Source organism: Pseudomonas sp. S2_C03 (assembly GCF_054668405.1).
In genome coordinates this window covers 2,845,547-2,869,307 of sequence record NZ_CP162766.1, presented here as the reverse complement: position 1 = coordinate 2,869,307, position 23,761 = coordinate 2,845,547, and the positions used below count along the sequence as shown (strand labels likewise).

At 61.6% G+C, this 23,761-nt stretch carries 19 protein-coding genes and 1 pseudogene; 17 read left to right on the top strand and 3 right to left on the bottom strand.

The window, feature by feature from the left end:
• Positions 1–25 precede the first annotated feature (25 nt).
• The 13 genes and pseudogenes from AB4N64_RS13045 (at position 26) to AB4N64_RS12985 (ending at position 14,603) form a co-directional block, all read left to right on the top strand.
• Complete coding sequence (locus tag AB4N64_RS13045) at positions 26–1,057, top strand: ABC transporter substrate-binding protein (protein WP_460126129.1); 1,032 nt, start codon at positions 26–28, stop codon at positions 1,055–1,057.
• 14 nt (positions 1,058–1,071) lie between these two features.
• Positions 1,072–2,106 (top strand): ABC transporter substrate-binding protein, encoded by a 1,035-nt coding sequence (locus tag AB4N64_RS13040; RefSeq protein ID WP_460126127.1) that lies wholly within the window; start codon positions 1,072–1,074, stop codon positions 2,104–2,106.
• A gap of 94 nt (positions 2,107–2,200) precedes the next feature.
• Positions 2,201–3,283, top strand: a complete 1,083-nt coding sequence (locus AB4N64_RS13035) for an ABC transporter ATP-binding protein (RefSeq protein WP_460126125.1) — start codon at positions 2,201–2,203, stop codon at positions 3,281–3,283.
• On the top strand, positions 3,280–4,161 hold the full coding sequence (locus tag AB4N64_RS13030; RefSeq protein WP_460126123.1) for an ABC transporter permease: 882 nt from the start codon (positions 3,280–3,282) through the stop codon (positions 4,159–4,161). Before AB4N64_RS13035 ends, AB4N64_RS13030 begins: the two co-directional genes overlap by 4 nt.
• 4 nt (positions 4,162–4,165) lie before the next feature.
• Positions 4,166–4,981 (top strand): ABC transporter permease, encoded by an 816-nt coding sequence (locus AB4N64_RS13025; RefSeq protein ID WP_460126121.1) that lies wholly within the window; start codon positions 4,166–4,168, stop codon positions 4,979–4,981.
• On the top strand, positions 4,978–6,459 hold the full coding sequence (locus tag AB4N64_RS13020; protein WP_460126119.1) for a 2Fe-2S iron-sulfur cluster-binding protein: 1,482 nt from the start codon (positions 4,978–4,980) through the stop codon (positions 6,457–6,459). The genes AB4N64_RS13025 and AB4N64_RS13020 overlap by 4 nt, the downstream gene beginning before the upstream one ends.
• Entirely contained in the window at positions 6,456–7,625 is a 1,170-nt protein-coding gene (locus AB4N64_RS13015; RefSeq protein WP_460126117.1) for an NAD(P)/FAD-dependent oxidoreductase, read from the top strand. The genes AB4N64_RS13020 and AB4N64_RS13015 overlap by 4 nt, the downstream gene beginning before the upstream one ends.
• 96 nt (positions 7,626–7,721) lie before the next feature.
• Positions 7,722–8,513: an IclR family transcriptional regulator gene (locus tag AB4N64_RS13010; RefSeq protein ID WP_460126115.1), complete on the top strand. Its 792-nt coding sequence runs from the start codon at positions 7,722–7,724 to the stop codon at positions 8,511–8,513.
• Positions 8,514–8,617: 104 nt separating this feature from the next.
• The gene (locus tag AB4N64_RS13005) at positions 8,618–9,652 is read left to right on the top strand and encodes a zinc-dependent alcohol dehydrogenase (RefSeq protein WP_460126113.1); all 1,035 of its coding nucleotides are present in this window, start codon (positions 8,618–8,620) and stop codon (positions 9,650–9,652) included.
• Between the two features lie 29 nt (positions 9,653–9,681).
• Entirely contained in the window at positions 9,682–10,041 is a 360-nt protein-coding gene (locus AB4N64_RS13000; RefSeq protein ID WP_460126112.1) for a RidA family protein, read from the top strand.
• A 42-nt stretch (positions 10,042–10,083) separates the two neighbouring features.
• A complete protein-coding gene (locus AB4N64_RS12995; RefSeq protein WP_460126110.1) occupies positions 10,084–11,583 on the top strand; it encodes a CoA-acylating methylmalonate-semialdehyde dehydrogenase in 1,500 nt (499 codons plus the stop codon).
• A 56-nt stretch (positions 11,584–11,639) separates the two neighbouring features.
• A complete protein-coding gene (locus tag AB4N64_RS12990) occupies positions 11,640–13,067 on the top strand; it encodes an aldehyde dehydrogenase family protein (RefSeq protein ID WP_460126109.1) in 1,428 nt (475 codons plus the stop codon).
• A 298-nt stretch (positions 13,068–13,365) separates the two neighbouring features.
• A pseudogene (locus AB4N64_RS12985) lies at positions 13,366–14,603 on the top strand (MFS transporter).
• A 285-nt stretch (positions 14,604–14,888) separates the two neighbouring features.
• Here AB4N64_RS12985 and AB4N64_RS12980 read toward each other — a convergent pair.
• Together AB4N64_RS12980 and AB4N64_RS12975 are read right to left on the bottom strand one after the other, a co-directional pair.
• Complete coding sequence (locus tag AB4N64_RS12980) at positions 14,889–16,742, bottom strand: ABC transporter ATP-binding protein (RefSeq protein WP_460126108.1); 1,854 nt, start codon at positions 16,740–16,742, stop codon at positions 14,889–14,891.
• A gap of 135 nt (positions 16,743–16,877) precedes the next feature.
• The gene (locus AB4N64_RS12975) at positions 16,878–17,804 is read right to left on the bottom strand and encodes a LysR family transcriptional regulator (protein WP_460126107.1); all 927 of its coding nucleotides are present in this window, start codon (positions 17,802–17,804) and stop codon (positions 16,878–16,880) included.
• A 94-nt stretch (positions 17,805–17,898) separates the two neighbouring features.
• Between AB4N64_RS12975 and AB4N64_RS12970 the strand changes: the two genes are divergently transcribed.
• The 4 genes from AB4N64_RS12970 to AB4N64_RS12955 all read left to right on the top strand — a co-directional run bounded on the left by AB4N64_RS12970 (position 17,899) and on the right by AB4N64_RS12955 (position 22,820).
• Entirely contained in the window at positions 17,899–19,092 is a 1,194-nt protein-coding gene (locus AB4N64_RS12970) for an MFS transporter (RefSeq protein ID WP_460126106.1), read from the top strand.
• A 39-nt stretch (positions 19,093–19,131) separates the two neighbouring features.
• Positions 19,132–19,638 (top strand): peptide-methionine (S)-S-oxide reductase MsrA, encoded by a 507-nt coding sequence (gene msrA / locus AB4N64_RS12965; protein WP_460126104.1) that lies wholly within the window; start codon positions 19,132–19,134, stop codon positions 19,636–19,638.
• 269 nt (positions 19,639–19,907) lie between these two features.
• Positions 19,908–20,915, top strand: a complete 1,008-nt coding sequence (locus AB4N64_RS12960; protein WP_460126101.1) for an acyltransferase family protein — start codon at positions 19,908–19,910, stop codon at positions 20,913–20,915.
• Positions 20,916–21,653: 738 nt separating this feature from the next.
• Positions 21,654–22,820 (top strand): (R)-mandelonitrile lyase, encoded by a 1,167-nt coding sequence (locus AB4N64_RS12955; protein ID WP_460126099.1) that lies wholly within the window; start codon positions 21,654–21,656, stop codon positions 22,818–22,820.
• Here AB4N64_RS12955 and AB4N64_RS12950 read toward each other — a convergent pair.
• Complete coding sequence (locus AB4N64_RS12950) at positions 22,808–23,701, bottom strand: LysR family transcriptional regulator (protein ID WP_460126097.1); 894 nt, start codon at positions 23,699–23,701, stop codon at positions 22,808–22,810. The genes AB4N64_RS12955 and AB4N64_RS12950 overlap by 13 nt on opposite strands.
• Positions 23,702–23,761: the final 60 nt, after the last annotated feature.

The window sequence follows — 23,761 nt, the reverse complement described above, 5'->3', positions numbered from 1 at the left end:
ATTAAAATAAACTCAGGAGTTGAAAATGCATTCAATCAAAAAGCGCACGGCCGGCGTCGCGCTGGCTCTCTCTCTGTGCACTGTGGCCCATGTGCAAGCCGCAGGTACCGTTACGTTCGCCGGCTGGGGAGGGGCGCTACAAGACGCCGAACGCAAGGCCTACCTCAAGCCCGCTGAAGCAGCCCTGGGTATCAAGATCCAGGAAGACAACATGGACGGCCTGGCAGCAGTGCGTGCCCAGGTGATGTCGGGTAAGCCGAAGTGGGATGTGGTCGAACTGGCTTCCAATGACTGCGTACTTGCCCAGGAGCAGGGCCTGACCGAGCCCCTTGATTATTCGGTGATCAGCACCGAGGGAGTGGCCGCAAATTTCTATGGCAAGAACTGGATCGCCAGCAATGCCTACTCCACCGTGCTGGCCTGGGCCAATGACGCCGGCAACAATACGCCGAAGACCTGGAAAGCATTTTTCGACCCCGAGGTAAAAGCGTCCCGCGCCATGTACCGCCAGCCTTACACAACGCTGGAACTGGCGCTTATCGCCGACGGCGTGTCGCCCAAAGCCCTTTACCCACTGGATATCGACCGCGCTTTCAAAGTGCTGGAGCGCATCAAACCACAGGTGGTCAATTGGTGGCGCAGCGGCACGGATTCCGCGCAATTGTTGCGTAGTCGAGAGGTGGACGCCCTGGCCATCTGGGCTTCGCGTGTTGATGAACTGAAAAAATCCGGTGAAGCCGTCGACTACACCTACGACCATGCACTGCTCGACTATGACTGCGTGGTTGTGCCCAAGGGCGCGCCCAACAAGGAACTGGCGATGAAGCTGGTGGCGCACATCATGAAACCGGAAAGCCAAGCGACCCTGGTGACCCTGATTCCAAACCCGCCGATTAACGTCAAGGCTTACGACACCAACATCATTCCGGCCGCTATGGCCGCCACCTTGCCCACCGCACCGGCCAACATCGACAAAGTGGTGTTCTTTGATCCTGTCTGGTGGCTGGCACACCAGGCCGAAGTTCAACGTCGCTTTGACTTGTTCATCCAGAATTGACGGAGGCAATGGGTATGTTCGGTTTCAACAAGAAATTGCTCAACACGGCGGTCGTTGCATCACTGGCTATGGTGGGAAGCTGTGCGGCGCTGGCCGATAGCCTGACATTTTCGGGCTGGGGTGGGGCATTGCAGGACGCAGAGCGCAAGGCTTACCTTGAACCCGCCGCCAAGGCACTGGGCGTGACGATCAAGGAAGACAACATGGATGGCCTGGCGGCGGTGCGTGCCCAGGTCATGTCGGGCCGGCCGAAGTGGGATGTGGTGGAATTGGGCAGCACCGAGTGCGCCCAGGCCCAGCAGGAAGGCCTGGTGGAACCGCTGGATTACTCCGTCATCGATGCAACGCATGTCGACAAGAGTGTGGTCAGCAGTCACTGGATCGCCAGTCACGCCTACGCCACCGTCGTGGCGTGGGCCGATGACACGGGTGCACCGGTGGCGAAGAACTGGCAGCAGTTTTTCGATCCTCAGGTGAAGGGTGCCCGAGCGTTGTACCGTCAGCCCTGGCTGACCATGGAAGCGGCGTTGCTCGGGGACGGCGTTGCACCGAAAGACCTGTATCCATTGGATGTGGAGCGTGCGATCAAGGTGCTTGATCGCATCAAGCCTCAAGTGGTCAATTGGTGGGGGGCAGGGGCGGATTCGGCGCAGTTGTTGCGAAGCCGTGAGGTCGATTTTCTGGCGATCTGGAATGGCCGGGTCAACGATGTAAAAAACAGTGGCGAAAAAGTCGATTACAGTTTTGATGGTGCGTTGTTGAGCCACGACTGCCTGATCGTTCCCAAGGGCGCCGCGAACAAGGATCTGGCAATGAAGCTGATAGCCCAGATCATGAAGCCCGAGAGCCAAGCGATGCTGGCGACGTTGATTCCTTATTCTCCGGTCAATGCCAAGGCGTACGAACAGGCCGCGATCACTGCGGAACTGGCGGCGCGTTTGCCCACCTCACCGCAGAACATCAACAAGGTGGTGTCGGTGTCACCCGAGTGGTGGGTGAAGAACCAGGAAGCGGTACGTCAGCGGTTCGCGCTGTTTCTGGCCCACTGACCGTTGCTGCCAACCGAACAGTGAGGAGGGGCGCCCCGGGCGCTTCTCCCTCTATAAAAAGGGCTCGAGTCGCCCGTTTGTGCCGAGTGTGAGTATGTCCGAAGACCTTAAACTTTCGATGTCCATCGACATCGAGAACCTGACCAAGACCTACGACAGTTTTGCTGCGTTGGATGATGTATCGCTCTCGATCAAGAGTGGCGAGTTCCTGTCTCTGCTCGGCTCCTCGGGTTCGGGCAAGACCACGCTGTTGATGGCGCTCGCCGGTTTCGTTCGTCCTGATGCCGGCAGCATCCGCTTTGGTGGTCGGGAAATGATCTTCGAGCCGCCGCACAAGCGCGATGTCGGCATGATGTTCCAGAGTTACGCGCTGTTTCCCCATATGAACGTCTTTCAGAACGTCGCATACCCGTTGAAGCTGCGGGGTTACGGGCGGGCTGAAATCCGCCAGCGAGTGGAACAGGCGCTGGCCACGGTGGAACTCGATCACCTGATTGAGCGCAATATCAACGAAATGTCGGGCGGTCAGCGCCAGCGTATTGCCCTGGCCCGGGCCATTGTGTTCGAGCCAAAGATTCTGTTGATGGACGAGCCCCTCTCGGCCCTCGACAAACGTCTGCGCGAAACCATGCAACTGGAATTGCGCCGCCTGCATGAGCGCCTGGGTATGACAGTGGTCTACGTGACACACGACCAGCGCGAAGCCTTGACCATGTCCGACCGCATCGCGGTGATGAGTAAGGGCAAGATTCGTCAGATCGATACGCCGGTGAACCTTTATGAGCGTCCTGCCAACCGGTTCATCGCCGAGTTCGTCGGTGAGTCGTCCTGCCTGCCGGTGACACAGCACGCGGGGCTGCTCCAGTTCCAGGGGCGCACACTCAAAACCGGCAGCGCGGTGGAGGGGCTGAAAAATCCGAGCCTGGTGGTCCGTCCGGAAAAACTGCAATTCGTCGCGGCCGAGGCTGGTGAGTACAATCACTTGCACGGCCACGTCACCGATGTGATTTTCCAGGGCGAAAGCCAGTTGGTGCAGATTGACCTGGGCGAAGGCATGGCCGTTGCCATTCGCCGCCCGACCCGCAGCTCCGAAAGCAATCGCCTGCCAGCTCGTGGCGAGGCCGTGGTGCTTGGCCTGCACCCGCACGACACCCTGGTGGTGGGGAACGAGCCATGAGTGTCGTCGAACTGCACGCATTGAATGCCCGTGAGCTGCAACGCGCAGAGCGGCGTCATCGCTGGTATCTGTTCGGCTCAGGGTTGCCTGCGTTGTTACTGGTGCTGCTGACGTTCGTGTTGCCGATCGGCTGGTTGTTCTGGTTGTCGTTGTTCGACGCCAACGGTCAGTTGACGATCGAGAACTACACGCGCCTGCTCGAGCCGATCTACGTGCTGACGTTCGTGCAGACCTTCAAGATCAGCATCATCGTCACCATCGCCTGTGTGCTGATCGGTTACCCCTATGCCTATTTCATGATCAAGGGCGCGCGCTGGCTCGCCAACCTGGCCATGGGGCTGCTTTTGGTGTCGCTGTGGACATCACTGCTGGTGCGTACCTACGCGTGGCTGATCATCCTGCAGCGTCGCGGTATCGCCAACGACTTGCTGATGAGCCTGGGCCTGACCGACGCGCCGCTGGCCCTGGTGCATAACCTGACCGGCACGGTGATCGGCATGGTGCACATCATGTTGCCGTTCATGATCCTGCCGTTGTACGCCGCCATGAAAAGCATCGACCCGATCTACAACCAGGCGGCTGCCGCCTTCGGTGCGTCGCCGTCCCGAGCCTTTCGCGACGTGTTCCTGCCGTTGTCGCTGCCGGGGCTGGCGGCCGGCGCCACGCTGGTGTTCGTGATCACCCTGGGCTTCTACGTCACGCCTGCGTTGTTGGGCGGTGGCAAGGTGCAGATGATCTCCATGCGGATCGAGAGCGACGTGTCCATGTACGCCAACTGGGGTGCCGCTTCTTCGTTGGGCGTGGTGCTGTTGCTGACCACCTTGCTCATGTTGTTCATCGTCAAGAAGGGCGCGGGTCTCGGCCGGCGCAGCGAGTGAAATCATGATCCGACTCAAACAATCCCTGATGGATGCCGTGCGTGCATCCTGGCTGTACGTCCTGGTGTTGGCGACCATGCTGTTTTTGGTGCTGCCGACGCTGATCGTGATTCCCATGTCGCTGTCCGATGCGCGCTACCTGAGCTTTCCGCCCAAGTCGCTGAGTATCGAGCCGTTCTTCAGCTATTTTGCCTCCCTTGAGTGGCGCAGCGCGACGGCGGTGTCGCTGATCACCGCGACCCTGACCATGGTGCTGGCCACCACACTGGGCACGGCAGCGGCGTACTCGTTGCACGTCACCCAGTCGCGGTTGTCCGGCGTCCTGCGCGGCCTGTTGATGGCACCGATGATCGTGCCCACGATCTTCATCGCCATCGGCCTGTTTTTTGTCTATGCCCGCATGGACATGAACAACACCATCCCGGGGCTGGTGCTGGCGCACACGCTGCTGGCGCTACCCTATGTCGTGATCAACGTCAGCGCCGGCCTGCGCAGCTATGACATGACCCAGGAACAAGCCGCATGCATTCTCGGCGCGACCCGGCTGCGGGCTTTCTTTGACGTGACGCTGCCGCAGATCCGCTTCTCGGTGATTGCCGCCGCCATGTTCGCCTTTGCCATTTCCCTGGATGAGGCGGTGATCTCGCTGTTCATCAGTGGTGGCGACAGCTCCACCCTGACCAAACGGATGTTCAGCTCGCTGCGCTCGGAAATCGATCCGCTCATCGCAGTGGTGGCGACGTTGATGACGCTGCTGTCGATTACCATGCTGTGCATCAGCATCATGGCCCAGCGCAAAGCGAAGAGGGCGGCGGCATGAGTCGCATCAACCTGCGGCTCGGGCATGCCCGCAGCGAAGTGATCGAGTTCTTCTGGAACGGTCGCCCGGTGCAAGGGCGTCAAGGCGAAAGCCTGGCTACGGCGTTGCTGGCCAACGGCATCAAGGTGTTGGCCTGGACGCGAAAATCCCACCGTCCGTTGGGCTACTCGGGCAATTACGTGAGCGGGGTGCTTGCGCGGGTGGACGGGGTGCCTAACGTACGCCTGGATCTGTTCCCGGTGGCGGCCGGGGTTCGGGTCGAGATGCAGAACTGCTGGCCGAGCCCGGCGTTCGATGTGTTGCGCCTGTCGCGGCTGATTCCGTCGAGCTGGATTCAGGGCGGTTTCGAACACACCAACCTGGTGCCCAGCGGCACGGCGTTGTTTCAGCGCTGGGAAGCGATACTGGCGTTTCTTGCAGGGTCGGCCAAGCCGGCCACCTCTACCGGGGAGGTGGCGGTGCCGCCAGCGCGCCGTTTGAGTGCCGACCACCTGGTGATCGGTGGCGGGCCTGCCGGGTGTGCGGCGGCCAACGAGGCGGCAGCGCAAGGGCTGGATGTGGTGCTGGTCACCCGTGGCCATGGCCTGGCGCGTTACACCCACGCAGCCGGCCAGGCACGGCCAGCCTTGGATGAGCGGGTGACGCTGGTCACGGGCGTCGAGGTGTTTGGTGCCTACCGCGAAGGCGAATTGCTGTTAGGCGCGCCCCACGACCCGCGCCAGGGTGCCTTGGCGCTGGAGGCCGAGACAATTGTCCTGGCCACCGGACGCCGTCCATGCCCGCCGGTGATCCCCGGTATGTGGCTGCCGGGGGTGATAGAGGCGCGCACCGCGCTGATCATGGCCAGCGAGCAGGCGGTGGCACCGGGCGAGCGGGTGGTCGTGGTCGGCAATGGCGACCAGGAGGCATTAGCCAGCCGCCTGCGCCAGTTGGGCGTGAATGTGGTGGCGGCGCGGCCGGTGGGCGATTTGCGCCGGGTGGCGGGGCGCAGCCGGGTCAACGCGGCGTACTTCGCCGAGCGTATTGCCTGCGACGCGCTGGTGCATTCCGGTCCCTGGCTGGCAGAAGCCAGCCTGACCTTCCAGAGCCGCGCCGAAGGCTTGCTGCAGTTGCGCGAACAACGCCCTTGCCGTTGGCAGGTGGTGGGGGCTGCCAGCGAGCCGGATCAGGCCTTGCCGGTGGCGCCGCCCTCGTCTCATCACGCCTTGTTGTGCCCCTGCTTCGACGTGTCCAGCCATGAAGTGCAGGCGTTGATCGAGCAGGGCATCACCGACCTGGAAGTGATCAAACGCCTGACCTCCTGCGGCATGGGCCCTTGTCAGGGGCAACCCTGCTGGGATTCGCTGCGCGCAATGGTCAGTGCCCGAAGCGGCATCGCCCTGGAGCTGTTAGCCAGGCCGACGCTGCGCCCGCCACGCCGAGCCCTGAGCGTTGCTCAGGCCGCCGGCCTGGCCGATGTCGTTGAGCCTTTGCAATGAATGCACTTAAACCTTTGCCTGCCAAGGCCTCGATCATCATTGTCGGCGCGGGGATTCAGGGCCTGTCGCTGGCGTTCAATCTGTCGGAGCTGGGTGTGCGCGACATTCTCGTGCTAGACGCCGGTTACTGGCAGGGCGGTGCCTCGGGGCGCAACGGCACGCTGATTCGTGGCGCGTTCAGCTCGCCTGAATGGACGCGTTTCTTCGCTCATTCCTGCGAACTGTGGCAGGGCTTGTCCAAACGCCTGGGCCAAAACGTCATGTATTCTCGCCGGGGCTACACCATGGTGGGCGAGCGCAGCGCCACGGCCGAACTGCTCGACCGCACGCTGGCCGTGCACAAGGAATGCGGTATCCACTCCAGCCTGCTGACACCCGGTCAGTTGCGCGAGGTGCTGCCGGCCCTGGCTCATGGGCGGGTGAGCGCGGCGCTGCATCTGCCCGACAGTGGCGTGGCGCCGCACCACGCGGCCATGCATGCCTATCGCCAGGCGTGCGAGGCGAGGGGGGTGAGCATTCACTACCGCACGCCCGTCACCGCCATTGATCAGAGCGCCGGGCGCATTGGCGGGGTACGCGTCGGCGACCAGCGCATTGCCAGCGACACCCTGGTGCTGGCCGGGGGCGCCGAGAGCAATGCCCTGGCGCAGATGGCCGGGGTGCCGCTGGATGGCTATCCGATGCGCCTGGAAGCCATGGCGCTGGAACCTACGCGGCCCTTGATCGGACCCGCCGTGGCGTTGCTGGATCGGCTTTGCTACATGCACCAGACTGCTCGTGGAGAAGTGGTGGGTGGCGCCGAAGTGGCCGAGCGTCCGCAACATACGCTCAATGCCGACGTGCCGGTGATGGCTGCCACCGCTCGGGCGTACCTGGAGATGTTCCCGCAGTTGGGGCATGCGCGGATCTTGCGTCAGTGGGCGGGTTTGGTGCATATCTCCAAGGATTTCGGGCCACTGTTGGGGGCCCATCATGCGTTGCCGGGTTTGTTTGTCAGCGCGGGCTGGTGTTACGGCCACGCGGGCGCCCCGGCTGCCGGCGAACTGTTGGCCAAGGCCATTGTCAGCGGGCAGGTGGACGAGCGTATGCGCCCGTTCGCCGTGGACCGATTCGAGCGAAACCAGCCAGTCGTAGAACCTGGCATCGTGTTGAGTCATTTCGAATGACTTGCAAAAAAACGGGTACCGTACGGACCCTTGAACCAGCACAACCCCAAACGCACCGTGATGCGTATGCCGATGCGGCAGAATAAGGAAAAACCCATGAGCTCCCTGGAAGACTCACCACTTTTCATCACTGCTTTGTCGAAGGGGCTCGCCATCCTGACGGCGTTCCGAGCCGGGCGGCCGAGCATGAGCCTGGTCGAGCTGGCCGAGCACACGGGGCTGAACAAAAGCACTGTGCAGCGTTCTGCCTTCACCCTCGAGGCGCTGGGCTATCTCTACAAGGAGCCGGTGACCAAGCGTTTTCGCCTGGCGCCCAAATCGCTGGACCTGGGCACCGGTTATCTGCAGACCAGCGAGCTGATCGAGCGCGCAAATCCGTACCTGCATGAACTCAACCGCAATGTCGAGGAAAGCTGCAACCTGCTTGAGCCCTGCGGACTGGACATGCTCTATGTGGCTCGCTTTCCCAGCCACAAACAGATCGCCATTCACATGCCGCTGGGCCGGCATCTGCCGATGTACTGCACCTCGGCCGGGCGTGCGTACCTGGCCGCGCTGCCCGAAGCCGAGTCGGACGCGATCCTGGTGGCCTCCGAGCGCCAGGGCTACACCGCCAGCACCGTCACCGAGCTGGACCAACTGCGCGCGCTGGTCGCCGAAGCCCGCAACGCCGGTTACGCCTACGCCCAGGAAGAATACTTTGCGGGTGACATCAGTGTTGCCGCTGCCGTGGTCAATGCCGATGGCTACCCACTGGGTGCCGTGAACATTTCCGTACCGTTCAGCCGCTGGAGCCTTGAAGAGGCGCGCAGCCAACTGGCGCCCAAAGTGATCAACACCGCACGGACCATTTCCAGCGCAACGCGCAGTTTACGCCCCGTGGGCTAAAACCCCGGGGTAACCCTTTCACCCGCACACCCTGCTGCCGGCCCTGGCCTGCGGTATAGGTGCGCGATTGCCCGAAATCCGGGCGCACGTTTAAGGAGAGAGTGATGAGTGAGACCATGAAAGCTGCTGTCCTGCACGCGGTAGGTGAACCGCTGCGGATCGAGCAGGTGCCGATCCCGCAGCCGGGGCCCGGTGAAATCCTGATTCGTATCGCGGCCTGTGGCGTGTGCCACAGCGACCTGCATGCCATTGACGGCGACTGGTCTGCATTGCCCACTTTGCCTCTAATTCCCGGCCATGAAATCACCGGGCATGTGGTTGCCCACGGCCAGGACGTCAGTGAACCGCCACTCGGCGCGGCCGTTGGCATGCCGTGGATGTACAGCGCGTGTGGCACCTGCGAGTTCTGCCTGGGTGGCATGGAAACCATCTGCGCGCGCCGCGAATCCACGGGTTACAGCAAGCAGGGCGGGTATGCCGAATACATGGTCGCGCCGGCCGCCTTTGTCGCCACCCTCGAACCGGGCGTCGATCTGTACGCCCTGGCGCCGATCCTGTGCGCCGGCGTCACCACGTACCGAGGCCTGACGCGCTCCCGTGCCCGACCAGGGCAGTGGGTGGCGGTCATGGGAATCGGCGGTCTGGGCCATGTGGCGGTGCAGTACGCCATCGCCATGGGGCTGCGGGTGGCGGCCATCGATGTGTCCGCCGACAAGCTGGAACTGGCGCGCAGCTATGGCGCCGAGTGCTTGGTGAACGCCCTCGACAATCCGGTGGAAACCCTCAAGCAGCAGATCCCGGGTGGCGTCCATGCCGTGCTGGTCACGGCCACTGCCAATGCGGCCTTCGAACAGTCAGTGAAGATGCTGCGCCCCGGCGGCACGGCGGTCTTCATCGGCTTGCCCGGTGGCGATGCCGATACCGTGCGCGCCTCGATTTCCAGCATCAGCGGCTGGGAGCTGTCGATCACCGGTTCCAACATCGGCACGCGCCAGGACCTCAACGACGCGGTGGCCTTCGCCGCCCGTGGCCAGGTCAAGGCGCAGGTCAACCTCGAGCGCCTGGAAGACATCAACGACATCTTTGCACGCATGCGCCAGGGCCAGTTGGTCGGCCGCACCGTGCTGAAAATTGCCTGACCCCTTCACTTTCCCAATAGGAATTACGTATGACCATCACTCGCCTTCAACCCAACCCAGGTCTGCTCAGCCACGCGCTGGTGCACAACGGTATCGTCTACATCACCGGCCAGGTGCCCGCTGACCGTACCCAGGATATCGCCGGGCAGACTGCCCAGGTGCTGGCGCGGATCGATGCGCTGCTGGCCGAGGCAGGCTCCGACAAATCGCACATCCTGTTCGCGCAGATCTGGCTCAAGCATGCCGTGCAGGATTTTGCCGCCATGAACGCCGTATGGCGAGAGTGGATCCCACAGGACGCATTGCCAGCCCGGGCTACCGTTGAAGCCAACATGGCGGCGGACAACATCCTCGTGGAAATCGCCCTGCAGGCAGCGGTCAAGGCCTGATCGGCCGGTTGAACAGCCGACTTTCGGCATCGGAGAATATGTATGAGCAGTATCGTTCCTCATCTCATCAACGGCGTGCGGGTCCAGGGCACCGGGCGCACCGCGGATGTCTACAACCCGTCCACGGGCGCGGTGATCAAGCAAGTAGCGCTGGCCGATGCGGCCACTTTGCAGCAAGCCATCGATGCCGCGAAAGCCGCGTTCCCGGCGTGGCGCAACACGCCGCCGGCCAAACGCGCGCAGGTCATGTACCGCTTCAAGCAATTGCTGGAGCAAAACGAAGCTGCCATTGCCGCGATGATCAGCGAAGAGCACGGCAAGACCCTGGAAGACGCGGCCGGCGAACTCAAGCGCGGCATCGAAAACGTGGAGTTCGCCTGTGGCGCACCCGAGCTGCTCAAGGGTGACTACAGCCGCAATGTCGGCCCGCACATCGACGCCTGGACCGACCTGCAACCGGTGGGGGTGGTAGCCGGCATCACGCCGTTCAACTTCCCCGCCATGGTGCCGCTGTGGATGTATCCGCTGGCCATCGTCTGCGGCAACTGTTTCATCCTCAAGCCTTCCGAGCGCGACCCCAGTTCCACCCTGCGCATCGCTGAACTGCTGATCGAAGCCGGCCTGCCGGCCGGGGTCATGAGCGTGGTGCATGGCGACAAGGAAGCGGTCGATGGCCTGATTGAATCGCCGCACGTCAAGGCACTGAGCTTCGTCGGCTCCACACCCATCGCCGAATACATCTACAGTGAAGGCACCAAGCGCGGCAAGCGCGTGCAGGCCCTCGGCGGGGCGAAAAACCACGCGGTGCTGATGCCCGACGCCGACCTCGATAATGCCGTCGGTGCGCTGATGGGGGCGGCCTATGGCTCGTGCGGTGAGCGCTGCATGGCGTTGTCCGTGGCGGTCTGCGTAGGCGATGCGATTGCCGATGCCCTGGTGGCAAAACTGGTGCCGCAGGTGAGGGGCTTGAAGATCGGGGCGGGCACGTCATTCGGCCTGGACATGGGACCGCTGGTGACCGGCGCTGCGCGGGACAAGGTCAAGGGCTACATCGACGCCGGTGTGGCCCAGGGCGCCACGCTGCTGGTGGACGGTCGCGACCTGGTGGTTACCGGCCATGAAAACGGCTTTTTCGTCGGGGGCACGCTGTTCGACCGGGTGACCGCGCAGATGAGCATCTACACCGACGAGATTTTCGGCCCGGTGTTGTGCATCGTCCGCGTGCCGAGCCTGGAAGCGGCGATGCAGTTGATCAACGACCACGAATACGGCAACGGCACCTGCATCTTCACCCGCGACGGTGAGGCGGCGCGCTTGTTCTGCGACGAGATTGAAGTGGGCATGGTCGGCGTCAACGTACCGTTGCCGGTGCCGGTCAGCTACCACAGCTTTGGTGGCTGGAAGCGTTCGCTGTTCGGGGACCTGCATGCCTACGGCCCCGACGGCGTGCGTTTTTATACCCGCAAGAAAGCCATTACCCAGCGCTGGCCACGCCGTGCCAGCCATGAAGCCGCGCAGTTCGCGTTCCCCAGCAACGCTTAAGTGGCGCCTGCCGCGTGGGGCTCTCACGCGGCTTTCGACTTATCGTGGAGACAAACATGAACAATGCACTGAAGTTTTACATCGACGGCCAGTGGGTAGCTGCCGAGTCCGGCAATACCCTGGATGTGATCGATCCTTCCACCGAACAGGCCTTTATCAAAATCGCCGTGGGTGATAGCCGGGATGTCGACAAGGCGGTAGTGGCTGCCGCCCGGGCCTTCCCGGCGTTCTCGGGTAAATCGGTTGCCGAACGTCTGGCCTTGCTCAAGGAAATCCTGCGGGTGTACAACCTGCGCTACGAGGATCTGGTCAAGGCCGTCAGCCAGGAAATGGGCGCACCGCTGCATTTCGCCCGTGATGCGCAGATCTGGAGTGGCCGCGCGCACCTCGAGTCAACCATTAGCGCCCTGGAAAACTTCCCGTTCAGCGAACAGCACGGCACCACCCATGTCGTGCGCGAAGCCATTGGCGTGTGCGCCCTGATCACGCCGTGGAACTGGCCGCTGAACCAGATCGTTTGCAAGGTGGCCCCGGCCATTGCCGCCGGCTGCACCGTGGTGCTAAAACCCAGCGAAATCGCGCCGCTGACCGGCATCATCTTTGCCGAGATCCTCCATGAAGCAGGCGTGCCGGCAGGCGTATTCAACCTGCTCAACGGCACCGGCCCCGATGTGGGCCAGCACATGGCGAGCCACCCGAAAGTGGACATGGTGTCTTTCACCGGCTCGACCCGCGCCGGCATCATCGTCGCCAAGACTGCGGCGGATACCGTCAAGCGCGTGGCCCAGGAGCTGGGCGGCAAGTCAGCCAACATCCTGCTTGAGGACGCCGACCTCGACGTGGCGGTGGCCAAGGGCGTGCAGGGCTGTTTCTCCAACTCGGGGCAATCCTGCGACGCACCGACCCGCATGCTCGTACCGGCCGCGCTGCATGCCCGCGCCCTGGAGATCGCCAAAGAGACCGCCGAGCAACTGGTCACCGGCAGCCCGCTGGACGAAAAAACCAACCTGGGTCCGGTGATCAGCGAAGCACAGTTCAACAAGATCCAGGGGCTGATCGCCACCGGGATCGAAGAGGGCGCCACGCTGGTGGCCGGCGGCCTGGAACGACCTGAGGGGTTGGACAAGGGCTACTACGTGCGTCCTACCGTGTTTGGCCATGTCACGCCGCAGATGACCATCGCTCGCGAAGAAATCTTCGGCCCCGTGCTGTCGATCATGCCCTATGAAACGCTGGAACAGGCCATCGAAATCGCCAACGACACGGTCTACGGCCTGGCGGCCTACGTGCAGTCCCAGGACCTCGAAAAAGCCCGCGCCGTTGCCGGGCGCATGCGGGCGGGTTCGGTGTACCTGAACTATCCGAGCTGGGACACCTTTGCTCCGTTTGGTGGTTATAAGCAGTCGGGTAATGGCCGTGAGTATGCGGGCTGGGGGATTCACGACTTCCTGGAAATCAAGGGCGTAGTGGGTTGGGGGAATTGATTGGGCGGGGGTGACAGGCTTCCCGTGTGATCGTTGACCCCCATCGCGAATGAATTCGCTCCTACAGGTCCTGTGGTGCCCCTGTAGGAGCGAGCATGCTCGCGATGGATTCACAACCACTGCGGGGTATCAGGCAGCCCGGCCGATAATTGTCGGATTTCCTGAGATGCGCGAATAAATGACGTGGGGGAAGGGCCATGGTGTGAGTCGTACTGATGGAAGGGGTATTACGGTATCGTATGACGACGACCTTGGGTTCTCTGACCAGCCATTTAATCGCCACCGACAGGACGTCACCATGCGCAAGGATTACCTGGCATTTTTTACTTCACTGTTCCTGTCGAGGCTGGCCGACCAGATCCTGCTGTTCATCGTGCCGCTGGTGGTGTTCCAGACCACGCAAAGCGCGTCCTGGGCGGGCTGGCGTTTTTTGCCGAGTCGCTTCCGCGCTTTCTTGCGTTCCCGGTCTGCGGGGCATTGTGCGACAAATTCGCGCCCACCCGGATTCTGCACATCAGCCAGGTCTATCGCGCTTTGCTGTGTGCGGTGGCAGTGGTCTTGTACCTGGTATTTGGCGGCATCGCCTGGCTGGTGGTCCTGTCGGCACTGTGCGGGGTACTGACCACCCAGGGCATCATGGCCCGTGAAGTGTTGATGCCGCAGATCTTCCAGCACTACAGCTACACCAAGACCTTGTCCTACTCACAAATCGCCGACCAGACCGGGCTGGTGCTCGGGCCGCTGCTGGCGGCGCTGTTGCTGGAACTCTGGGCGTGGCACTGGGCGGTGGCGTGGGTCGCCGTGTTGTTCCTGTTGGCCGACCTGGGCATGCGGGTGTGGCAACGATTCAGCGGTATCACGCTGGAGGTGTTCGAGCAGCATCAGGACATCTGGGTGCAACCGCTGCGTATCGCCTTTGGGCATATTGGCGAGCGCAAGGAACTGAAAAAGATCATCACCCTGGCCGTCGGCGTCAACCTGATCATCGGGGGGACCCTGGCCACCTCGGCCGCCATGGTGATCGGCCAGTTCAGCGCGGGCAAGGACGGCTACGCCGGACTCCAGGCGGCCGGCGCCGGGGTGACCATCGTCATTCTGTTCTTTCTCGCCCGAGTGGCGCTGCCCCTGAGGCTCATGGGCAGCATCGGGTACTTGATGATCGCCGCAGGCGGCTTGATCTGTGCGCTGAGTCCGAGCCTTGGCTTATATATGGCGGGCTTCCTGCTGATCGTTGGGTTCGACAAGATGTTCAACGTCTATATGCGCACGATTCGTCAGCGCGTGATTCCTACACAGGATTTTGGCAAGACGGTTGGGGTGATTACATTGCTCAATAACCTTTCGCAGCCGTTGGCCGGTTTGCTGGTGGCGTTGTTGGCGACGACGCTGGGGGTGCAGGGGGTGGTGTTGTTTCTGACGCTGCTGGCGGTGGTGTTGGGGGTGGCGGTGCTGGTTTGGGCGACGAGGGTTGGCGGTGAGGGGGAGACGGCGCAGTGTCTGGTTTCCAGTGTTATCGTTGACGACCATCGCGAATAAATTCGCTCCTACAGATGTCCGCATTCCCCTGTAGGAGCGAGCACGCTCGCGATGGACTGAAGAACACCGCGGGGTGTCAGGCTTCCCGCGTTATCATTGACGACCATCGCGAATAGATTCGCTCCTACAGATGTCCGCATTCCCCTGTAGGAGCGAGCACGCTCGCGATGGACTGAAGAACACCGCGGGGTGTCAGGCTTCCCGCGTTATCGTTGACGACCATCGCGAATAGATTCGCTCCTACAGATGTCCGCATACACCTGTAGGGGCGTAGGTGATGGAATTTTACTCCACCGCCTCGACCACCCCCTGATCCTCACCCAGGAATCCGCCGCTCTGGTGCTGCCACAGGCGTGCATAGGTGCCGTTTTTCGCCAGCAGTTCAGCGTGGGTGCCTTGTTCGATGATGCGCCCGTCGTCCATGACAATCAGCCGATCCATGGCCGCGATGGTCGAGAGCCGGTGGGCGATGGCGATCACGGTCTTGCCTTGCATCATCTCGTCGAGGCTTTCCTGGATGGCCACTTCGACTTCCGAGTCCAGGGCACTGGTGGCTTCGTCCAGTAGCAGGATCGGTGCATTCTTGAGCATCACCCGGGCGATCGCCACGCGCTGACGCTGGCCGCCCGACAACTTGATGCCACGCTCGCCCACCAGGGTGTCATAACCGCTGTGGCCCTGCGGGTCCGTCAACTGATTGATGAACCCGTCGGCCTGCGCGTTGATGGCGGCACGGCGGATCTGTTCGTCGGTGGCGTCGGGTCGACCATAGGCGATGTTGTCACGAATGGAGCGGTGCAGCAGGGACGTGTCCTGCGTGACCATGCCGATGGTGCTGCGCAGGCTGTCTTGCGTTACGTGGGCGATGTCCTGTCCATCAATGCTGATCTTGCCTTCGTCCACGTCGTAAAAACGCAGCAGCAGGTTGATCAGCGTGGATTTACCGGCACCGGAGCGGCCCACCAAACCGATTTTCTCGCCCGGGCGGATGTGCAGGCTCAAACCATCGAGCACCTGGCGTTCGCCGTTGTAGTTGAAACTCACATTGTCGAAGCTTACCGCGCCGCCAGAGGGCACCAGCGCCTTGGCGTCCGGTGCATCCTGCACCTTGGGACCCTGGGTCAAGGTGGCCATGCCGTCCTGTACGGTGCCGATACTTTCGAACAGCGAGGTCATCTGCCACATGATCCAGTGAGACATGCCATTGATCCGCAGTGCCATGGCCGTGATCGCCGCCACGGCCCCCGCGCCGACTTCGCCTTGGTGCCACAGCCACAGGGCATAGCCGCCAGCACCGAGGATCAGGCCCACTACCAGCGCCTGGTTAACGATTTCGAACTGGCTGACCAGGCGCATCTGGCGAAAACCGGTCTGCTTGAAGTCTTCCATCGCCGCACGCGCAAAATGCGCTTCGCGCCTGGAGTGCGAGAACAGTTTCACGGTGGTGATGTTGGTGTAGGCGTCCGAGATGCGCCCGGTCATCGAAGACCGGGCGTTGGCCTGTTCCTGGCCGACCTGGCCCAGGCGCGGCACGAAATACAACATTGCCAGTGAGAACAGCGCGATCCAGCCAATGAACGGCAACATCAGTTTCAGGGCGAAGCCGCCCGCCAGGGCGATGATCGCGATGAAATAGACACCGATGCCCGGCAGGATCTCGATGAGGGTGAACAGCACTTCGCGAACGGCCAGCGCGGTCTGCATCACCTTGGTGGTGACCCGACCCGAAAACTCATCGGAAAAAAATGAAAGGCTTTGCCGCAGCATCAGGCGGTGGAAGTCCCAGCGCAGGCGCAGTGGCAGGTTGATCGCCAGAATCTGGTGCTGGACCATGGTGCGCAGCGCCACCAGCCCGATGCTGGTGACCAGCACGATCCCGATGCCCCACAACACGCGGCTTTCCTGCATGTTGACTTCGCCGCCTGCCTTCCAGCTCGATAGGAGGTCCACGACCTGTCCGAGGAAGGAAAACAGCCAGGCTTCGTAAATCGACACGGCCGCGCTCAGCAGCGCAAACGCGAGGACGTAGCCGCGAGCACCTCGGGTACAGGCCCATAAAAAACGAGCCAGGCCGACCGGTGGCGGTGGAAGCTCGTCGGGTGGGAAAGGGTCGAGTCTTCGTTCAAACACACGAAGCATTGAGGTTCTCCTGAATGATCAATTGAGGATTTTGCCATTTAACGCGGGCTTTGAGGGTTCGAGAGTCCAGTGCGCCGCCGCGTTCAACCGCAAACATGAGAAGCTGTTTTTTCACGTCATTCGCCGATGGCATCATCAGGGTGTCCCGGGCTTTTCGGCGCCCAGCGCCTGGATTCGGTGATGCTCCACCAGGAAGTCCACAAATACGCGTACCCGGGCGGGCATGGCCGCCCCCCCCACGAACACCGCATGAATCGGTTCCCGATCACCAGGGTTCCAGTCTTCCAGAAGGGCCACCAGCTCACCGCGTTGCAGGTCCTCGGCGACCGTGAACGCGCCGATACGTGCGATACCGGCACCTAATCGAGCCAGTTGTGCGAGCGCCTCGCCACTGCTGCATTCGATGTTGCCGTTGATCTTCAGGGAGAACTCATGGCCGTCCCGGGCGAACGGCCAGTCGGGCTGGGCGCGGCGAAAGTTGAAGCGCAGGCAGTTGTGGCGCAACAGGTCTGGCGGTTCCTGCGGCGTGCCATGGCGCTGCAGGTATTGCGGCGACGCTACCACGACCTGGCCGGTTTCGCCGATCCGGCGTGCCGTCAGGGGGCTGTCTGGAAGAACGCCAAAGCGCACCGCCACGTCGGCCTGGCCGGCGAGAATGTCGACCACCTCATCGCCCAGGGTCAGATCAACAACGATGTTCGGATATCGGGAGCTGAACGCGGCCACCAGGGGCACGATGGCCATCCTGCCGTGGCCGAGGGCGGCACTCACGCGCAGCCGTCCCTGGGGGACACCTTGATCAGCGATGGCTTCTTCGACTTCGGCCATGTCCGCCAGAATTCTCCGAGCGCCTCGTAAGTAGGCCTCGCCCTCGGCAGTGAAGGTGATCGCCCGGGTTGTGCGAAGCAACAGGCGAGTGCCAAGTCGCTGCTCGGTGCGCGCGATGACGCGGCTGACCGCCGAGGGTGTCAGCCCCAGGGCGCGCGCCGCCGCTGACAAGCTGCCTTCCTCTGCAACGGTGACGTACACCGCCATTTCACCCGACCGGCCGTTGATATCCATTTGTGCCTCGTGCGCAAAGGTGTTTGCCAGAAAGGCCATCTTCTGGTCTGAAAAAACACATTGTAACCTTTGCGGCATAAATGAGGACCTTGCCATGCGTATAAACCTACCCCTTGTAGCTCTTGCCACGGGTGCCTTCGGCATCGGTGTGACTGAATTCGCCCCCATGGGCATGTTGCCCGGTATCGCTGCCGACCTGGGCGTCTCCATTCCTGCCGCAGGCCTGCTGGTCAGCGCCTATGCCGTGGGGGTGTTGCTTGGCGCGCCTCTGATGACGCTGACCACCGGGAAGATTCCCCGGCGCCATCTGCTGATCGGGCTGATGGCCATTTTTACCCTGGGCAACTTGATGTCAGCCATGGCCACCGATTACTACAGCCTGCTGATCGCCCGCGTCGTGACTTCGCTCAATCACGGCGCGTTCTTTGGCGTAGGTTCCATCGTCGCCGCCAGCGTGGTTGCGCCGGACAAGCGCGCCGGGGCGGTTGCCGCCATGTTCATGGGCCTGACGCTGGCCACCATCGGCGGTGTGCCGCTGGCGACCTGGTTGGGTGAACAGCTCGGCTGGCGGACCGCGTTCTGGGGCATCGCCGGATTGGGTGTGGTGACCATGGCTGCGTTGTGGTTCGCTTTGCCCAACCTGCCGCTACCCAAAGGTGGTGGCGTGCTCGCCGAAATCCGCGTCTTGCGCCGTGGCCCGGTCTTGGCCGCGCTGGCGTTGACCGTCGTGGGTTCGGGCGCCATGTTTACCGTCTTCACGTATATCGCGCCTATCCTCAGCAGTGAGACCCACGCCTCGACCCCATTCATCACCGCCATGCTGGTGCTGTTCGGAGTGGGTTTGACCCTGGGGAACATCTGGGGCGGCAAGGCGGCAGATCGCTCCATCGACCGCACCCTGATCATCTCGCTGAGCGCGCTGATCATCGTTTTGCTGGCGTTCACGGTCCTGATGCGCTGGCCGCTGACGGCTGCCATCAGCATCGTTATCTGGGGTGTTGCCAGCTTCGCCTTGGTGCCGCCGTTGCAGATGCGCGTGATGGAAGCCGCCAAGGACGCCCCCAACCTGGCCTCGGCCGTGAACATCGGGGCGTTCAACCTCGGTAATGCGATCGGTGCCGCGCTCGGCGGAGCCGTGATCAACGCAGGCCTGGGTTATCCGGCGATCTCCCTGGCGGGTGCTGCGATGGCTGGCCTGGGGTTGCTGATGGTGCTGGTTCTTGCCAGTCGTGCCACCACCCAGGATCCTGCGCCAACCACCTTGGAATCAGCCAATACGCCCTCATAACATGGCTACCACCCACGTTGCCGAGAGGAACGAAAGATCATGACCAGTCAAACCGAAACCGCCATTCTGGCTGGTGGCTGCTTTTGGGGCATGCAGGACCTGCTGCGGCGCTATCCCGGTGTGTTGCACACCCGCGTTGGCTACACCGGCGGTGACGTGCCCAATGCCACTTATCGCAATCACGGCAATCACGCTGAAGCCATCGAGATCGTTTTCGACCCGGCGGTGATCAGCTATCGGCAGATCCTGGAGTTCTTCTTCCAGATACACGACCCGAGTACACCCAACCGTCAGGGCAATGACTTGGGCGCCAGTTATCGTTCGGCCATTTACTACCTTAATGAACAGCAACGCGACACCGCCGAAGACACCGCAGCCGACGTCGATGCTTCGAAGCTGTGGCCGGGCAGGGTGGTGACCGAAATCGAACCTGCGGGACCCTTCTGGGAAGCGGAACCTGAACACCAGGATTATCTTGAGCGGATCCCGAACGGTTACACCTGCCATTTCATCCGTCCGAACTGGAAGTTGCCCAAGCGCGGTTGAGTGTCGGTACGCTGAAAGACCCGCGACGGCCGGTGATCCCAACATCGGCTGCTCGCGGGTTTGTGCCATAAAAACGGGCGACTCACTGGACGCCACGAATTTAACGTCAAAAAACAGGTATTTAACGTGTTCTTCGCGGCTGGATTTTTTTCCGGGCGCGAAGTGTTTTGCGCATAAAGTGTCCTAGACTACAGCTGCAGATGCGATGTGCGGGAGCGGCACCTGATGCATGCTGCTGATTAAGACACCCTTCAACGTGCGAAAATAATATGAATAATAATTCCGGAGCAGGCGCTCGGTTAAACGTACTTGATGGGTGGCGTGGCATGAGCATTCTGCTCGTACTGGCGTGTCACCTGTTACCACTTGGCCCAAAGAGTTTGCAGTTGAATGCCGCTGCAGGCGTCATGGGCATGGCTATTTTTTTTACTCTTTCGGGCTTCCTGATCACCAGCTTTCTGCTCAATCACAGTAGCGTTACCGACTTTCTCATCCGCAGGTTCTTTCGGATCGTTCCCCTGGCCTGGTTGTATATGGCAGTCGCGTTATACGTCATGAACAGCTCGCCGGATTTCTACGTCGCCAACTTCCTGTTCGTTGCCAACTGGCCCCCGATGGCCCTTGGAAGTGTGAATGGCCATCTGTGGAGTTTGTGCATGGAGGCGCAGTTCTATGTTGCCATTGCGCTGCTGGTCGTTCTCTTCAGAAACAAGTGGGTCGTGATGATTCCTTGTCTGTGCATCGCCGTTACCCTTTACCGTGTGATAAATGATGTCCACGTTGCGATCAATACCTATTACCGAATCGATGAGATATTGACGGGTTGCATACTTGCAATGATTTATCACAAGGGGCTGGGCGGCGCACTTGTAAAAGAACCGAGAAAGATTGGGGTCGCGCAAGTACTGTTACTTCTCCTGTTCCTGGTGTCCTGTCACCCGGAGGGCGGTTTCATGAATTACTTGCGCCCTTATTTTGCCGCCGCGTTGGTGGGGAGTACATTGCTCAATAGTTCAGCGCGTATTAACCAGCTCTTGAATCATCGCATTCTCTTTTACATCGCCACCATCTCCTATGCGCTTTACGTCGTTCATCCACTGCTGGCGGACACCTGGCTGGGTAGCGGAGATACGGTGATTAAATATTTGAAGCGACCTTTGTTGTTTGGTGCCATTTTCCTCGTGGCGCATATCTCGACCTTTTATTATGAAAAATGGTGGATTGCGTTCGGGAAGACCTTGTCGAGGAAAGTGGCGAGTCAATCTGTCGCAACGTGAACGCCAATTAGCTGCCCGTGCCGTTTTCGGGATCATTCATCCGCACGCTGGCGAACGTCGATTCGTTGCGCGCGTGCCAGGCAGCCCGCGTTATCGTTCACGACCATCGCGAGCAAGCCCGCTCCCACAGACAACTGCATTCCCCTGTAGGAGCGAGCTTGCTCGCGATGGAGGCCCAGGCACCGCTGTGTGCCAGGCAGCCCGCGTTATCGTTGACGACCATCGCGAGCAAGCTCGCTCCCACAGACAACTGCATTCCCCTGTAGGAGCGAGCATGCTCGCGATGGAGGCCCAGGCGCCGCTGTGTGTCAGGCAGCCCGCGTCATCGTTCACGACCATCGCGAGCAAGCTCGCTCCTACAGCTAACCGCGATCCCTTGTAGGAGCGAGCTTGCTCGCGATGGAGGCCCATGCGCCGTGGTGTGTCAGGCAGCCCGCGTCATCGTTCACGACCATCGCGAGCAAGCTCGCTCCCGCAGACAACCGCATTCCCCTGTAGGAGCGAGCATGCTCGCGATGGAGGCCCAGGCACCGCTGTGTGCCAGGCAATCCGCGTTGTCGTTGACGACCATCGCGAGCAAGCTCGCTCCCACAGATGAGCCGTAGGGCTCTGCGGGGATGTCGGGCAGATGTGATTTATGCATTGGTGATATCAGCGCTATACGATTGGCACTGTTTATCTATCAATTTGCGAAGGGTAGTTTTCCCTCCGATCATTCGAATCGAAAGGATACCCTTCATGAAAAACACCCTGATCGGTCTCGCGGTGTGCGCCGCAGCCCCTTTTGCCGACGCTGCCGGCTCAGACAACGCAAATGACCCACGCCGGCCCGAGCAGCAGATCTCCCGCGCCGGCTCCCAGGCATCGGTCGCAGGGCCTGAGCATTGGTTCACCGGGCGGGTGCGTGTCGAGCCGTTGTTTCCCACCAGTGATGCAATCAATGCTTCCGGCGCCTACGTCAATTTTGAACCGGGTGCGCGTTCCGCCTGGCATACCCACCCAGCGGGACAACGCTTGGTCGTGACGTCCGGTGTAGGGTTGATCCAGGAATGGGGCAAGCCGGTACAAGAGATCCACCCCGGCGACGTGATCGTCTGCCCGCCGGGCGTCAAGCACTGGCACGGCGCTGCGCCGTCGAGCGGTATGACGCACCTGGCCATCACCGGCACGGTGGACGGCAAAAATGCCGAATGGATGGAGAAGGTCACCGATGAGCAATACAACGCTCGCGCCACACAAGCGCCTGTCGTCGCACCAGCGGTTTTGCAAACACTGTCGGCCAAACAACAAAGCATCCCGTTGATCGCAGCAGCCATGGCCACCAGCAACATGCCGGCGCTCAACACGGCGTTGAACAAAGGGTTGGATGCAGGCCTGAGCGTCAGCGAGGCGAAAGAAATTCTGGTGCAGCTCTACGCCTACAGCGGGTTCCCGCGCAGCCTCAATGCCCTCGGCGAGTTGATGACAGTGGTCGAGGCGCGCAAACAACGTGGTGTCCAGGATGAGCCGGGGCGTGAGCCCGGTCGTGTCATTCCCACGGGCAGCGAGTTGCTGGCGGCCGGTAAGGCCAACCAGTCGCGCATCGCTGGCGGGACGGTTCAAGGGCCGTTATTCGACTTCGTTCCGGTGATCAATCAATACCTGCAGACGCACCTCTTTGGCGATATCTTCGAGCGCGACAACCTCGACTGGCAAAGCCGTGAGCTGGCGACCGTCGCTGCGCTCGCCGTCACACCTGGGGTGGAATCACAACTGCGTTCGCACATGGCGGCCAGCTTGCGGGTCGGCCTGACCCCTGTGCAGTTGCGCCAGTTGATCCAGTTGCTGGCTGGGCAGGGCGATGAGGCCGCCGCCAAACGGGCTGGTGAAGCATTGGACACGGTTCAGGCGAATCAACCGTCGTAACGCAGGGTTTCACGCAAGAGGTTGAAGGCTGGAGAACTCTGGCGCCGGCTCGGATAGTAGAGGTGGTAGCCAGAGAACGGTTCGCACCAGTCCTCGAGCACGCGGATCAACCGGCCCTGCGCCACGTGTTCCTGCACCAGGTCCTCGGGCATGTAAGCCAGGCCCAGGCCCTGGAGCGCCGCCTCCAGGCGCATGGCAATGTTGTTGAACACCAATTGGCCTTCGATGCGCACGTTCAGCTCCTGCCCGTTTTTCTCGAATTCCCAGACGTAGAGTCCGCCGTGGGTGGGCATGCGCAGGGTGATGCAGTTGTGGGTCGTGAGGTCATTGGGAATGATGGGCTGCGGGTAGCGGGAGAAATAGGCGGGCGAGCCCACCACCGCCATGCGCATATCGGGACCGATGCGCATCGCGATCATGTCCTTGGCCACCTGTGGTCCCAACCGTACGCCTGCATCGAAGCCCTGGGCGACGATGTCGGTGAAACCGTAGTCGACGATGATTTCGATGTGCAGGTCGGGGTGGTCGGGCAACAGTTTCGAGAGCACCGGATGCAAGACCTTGATTGCCGAATGCTCGCCTGCGGTGATGCGCAATTTGCCGGCGGGCCAATCTCGAAATTCGCTGAGCAAGGCCAGCTCGGTGTCGATCTCTTCAAACCGGGGCGCAATTACTTTCAGCAGATGTTCGCCTGCTTCGGTGGGGGAGACGCTGCGGGTGGTGCGCGCCAACAACCTGACCCCCAGCCGTTCCTCCAACTGACGCATGGCCCGACTCAACGCCGGTTGCGACATGCCCAGCCGGGCGGCGGCGCGTGTGAAGCTGCGCTCCTGGGCCACCGCCGCAAAAATCGCCAATTGGTCATAGCTTTCGAGGGACATTCATGCGCACCTGTTATGAACGAAGGGCGATTATGCCATTTATGCGGAGTAGGAAACCTG

What these genes read in the sequence shown, in the direction of transcription:
- AB4N64_RS13010 (WP_460126115.1), top strand. Translation starts at nt 7,722, where the DNA reads ATGAGCTCCCTGGAAGACTCACCACTTTTCATCACTGCTTTGTCGAAG.
- AB4N64_RS13030 (WP_460126123.1), top strand. Translation starts at nt 3,280, where the DNA reads ATGAGTGTCGTCGAACTGCACGCATTGAATGCCCGTGAGCTGCAACGC.
- AB4N64_RS13025 (WP_460126121.1), top strand. Translation starts at nt 4,166, where the DNA reads ATGATCCGACTCAAACAATCCCTGATGGATGCCGTGCGTGCATCCTGG.
- AB4N64_RS12960 (WP_460126101.1), top strand. Translation starts at nt 19,908, where the DNA reads ATGAATAATAATTCCGGAGCAGGCGCTCGGTTAAACGTACTTGATGGG.
- AB4N64_RS12970 (WP_460126106.1), top strand. Translation starts at nt 17,899, where the DNA reads ATGCGTATAAACCTACCCCTTGTAGCTCTTGCCACGGGTGCCTTCGGC.
- AB4N64_RS12990 (WP_460126109.1), top strand. Translation starts at nt 11,640, where the DNA reads ATGAACAATGCACTGAAGTTTTACATCGACGGCCAGTGGGTAGCTGCC.
- AB4N64_RS12980 (WP_460126108.1), bottom strand. Translation starts at nt 16,742, where the DNA reads ATGCTTCGTGTGTTTGAACGAAGACTCGACCCTTTCCCACCCGACGAG.
- AB4N64_RS13015 (WP_460126117.1), top strand. Translation starts at nt 6,456, where the DNA reads ATGAATGCACTTAAACCTTTGCCTGCCAAGGCCTCGATCATCATTGTC.
- msrA (WP_460126104.1), top strand. Translation starts at nt 19,132, where the DNA reads ATGACCAGTCAAACCGAAACCGCCATTCTGGCTGGTGGCTGCTTTTGG.
- AB4N64_RS12950 (WP_460126097.1), bottom strand. Translation starts at nt 23,701, where the DNA reads ATGTCCCTCGAAAGCTATGACCAATTGGCGATTTTTGCGGCGGTGGCC.
- AB4N64_RS13020 (WP_460126119.1), top strand. Translation starts at nt 4,978, where the DNA reads ATGAGTCGCATCAACCTGCGGCTCGGGCATGCCCGCAGCGAAGTGATC.
- AB4N64_RS13040 (WP_460126127.1), top strand. Translation starts at nt 1,072, where the DNA reads ATGTTCGGTTTCAACAAGAAATTGCTCAACACGGCGGTCGTTGCATCA.
- AB4N64_RS12975 (WP_460126107.1), bottom strand. Translation starts at nt 17,804, where the DNA reads ATGGATATCAACGGCCGGTCGGGTGAAATGGCGGTGTACGTCACCGTT.
- AB4N64_RS13005 (WP_460126113.1), top strand. Translation starts at nt 8,618, where the DNA reads ATGAGTGAGACCATGAAAGCTGCTGTCCTGCACGCGGTAGGTGAACCG.
- AB4N64_RS13035 (WP_460126125.1), top strand. Translation starts at nt 2,201, where the DNA reads ATGTCCGAAGACCTTAAACTTTCGATGTCCATCGACATCGAGAACCTG.
- AB4N64_RS13000 (WP_460126112.1), top strand. Translation starts at nt 9,682, where the DNA reads ATGACCATCACTCGCCTTCAACCCAACCCAGGTCTGCTCAGCCACGCG.
- AB4N64_RS12995 (WP_460126110.1), top strand. Translation starts at nt 10,084, where the DNA reads ATGAGCAGTATCGTTCCTCATCTCATCAACGGCGTGCGGGTCCAGGGC.
- AB4N64_RS12955 (WP_460126099.1), top strand. Translation starts at nt 21,654, where the DNA reads ATGAAAAACACCCTGATCGGTCTCGCGGTGTGCGCCGCAGCCCCTTTT.
- AB4N64_RS13045 (WP_460126129.1), top strand. Translation starts at nt 26, where the DNA reads ATGCATTCAATCAAAAAGCGCACGGCCGGCGTCGCGCTGGCTCTCTCT.